1 protein-coding gene is annotated in these 1124 nt (G+C 48.8%); it reads right to left on the reverse strand.

The features are described 5' to 3' along the window. Positions 1–31 precede the first annotated feature (31 nt). Positions 32–1069, reverse strand: coding sequence for an IS630 family transposase (locus EDC63_RS18465; protein ID WP_124946961.1), 1038 nt, complete (start codon positions 1067–1069; stop codon positions 32–34). Between the last annotated feature and the right edge of the window lie 55 nt (positions 1070–1124).

Here is a 1124-nt window from a genome sequence, read left to right on the forward strand (position 1 = left end):
TATTGATCCGGCCAGATGAAGTTTGAATTTTTCATGCGGCATATTTTACGTGGATATCCTGAAAGTAACTTTTGACCCGTTCAGGTGATTGCTCCAACTTTTGCATGTGATCGGTCGCCGCTGCTTTCAATTTAGCCTTGGTACGTACAGCCACTTTTGACCCAATGGTATATTTCAGATCAGCATTGAGGCGTTCCTCCGGGTTCAGTTCCGGGCTATAACTGGGTAAATAAAATAACTCAATTTTGTCTTTCTGCTCTTCCGCCCAAGCTTTGACTAACTTGCTGTGATGTACCCGCAAGTTGTCCAGTATCAGGAACACCTTGCGACCTGCGTCTTTAATCAATGCCTCCAAAAACTCAATGAATCTGTCGGTATTAAATGCCTCATCAATAATCATCCAGCGCGTCTTCCCTTGATTGGTAACTGTCGCAATCATCGACAGTTTGTGACGTGTGCCGCCTGCCGCAAAAGTGACCGGTGTTTTGCCAGCAGGCGCGTAACTGCGTCCACGTACGTCGGTATTCACAATAGCCGTCTCGTCGCCCCAGTGAATCTCGGCTCCCTCGACCTTCGCGCGTTGCTCGATGACCGGATATTCATCATCCAGCCATTGTTTCACTGCTTCCGGGCGCTGCTCATAGGCCTTTTTAATCGGCTTTTGCGGTGTAAAACCCCAGCGTTGTAGATAATTACCAACTCCGCGAATCGAAAGCTTGATGCCACACTCACGTTCAATCAATTGCATCACGGCAGCACGATTCCATAGCGCAAATTCCATCTTCAACTGCTCAGGCCGTTTATCACAGATGATCTGTTGCACTGATCGCTCTTGCTCATCGGTCAGCGTGCGACCCTCGCCGCTGTTACGTCCACGCGGTGTCGGCTTGATTGAAGCTGCTCCGTCATTTTCATATCGATCAATGACGCCCCGTACCGTCGGGTAGGAAAGCCCGCTTAACTCGACGATACGCATCACGCCCATCCCTTTGCAGTGCATTCGCACAACTTGCTTACGCCGTTCGTGTAACTGCTCCAGTGTTTGATTTCTTGCGTCTTCTTTATCCATGCGTTTAAGACAACGGCGAATCAAAAAGTTCAAACTTTATCGTGCCGGATCTATA

Origin of the sequence: Sulfurirhabdus autotrophica, from assembly GCF_004346685.1 — a bacterium.
Lineage (GTDB): Bacteria > Pseudomonadota > Gammaproteobacteria > Burkholderiales > SMCO01 > Sulfurirhabdus > Sulfurirhabdus autotrophica.

Bases quoted from the DNA above. Each gene is read 5' to 3' on its own strand.
- EDC63_RS18465 (WP_124946961.1), bottom strand. From the start codon at position 1,069: ATGGATAAAGAAGACGCAAGAAATCAAACACTGGAGCAGTTACACGAA.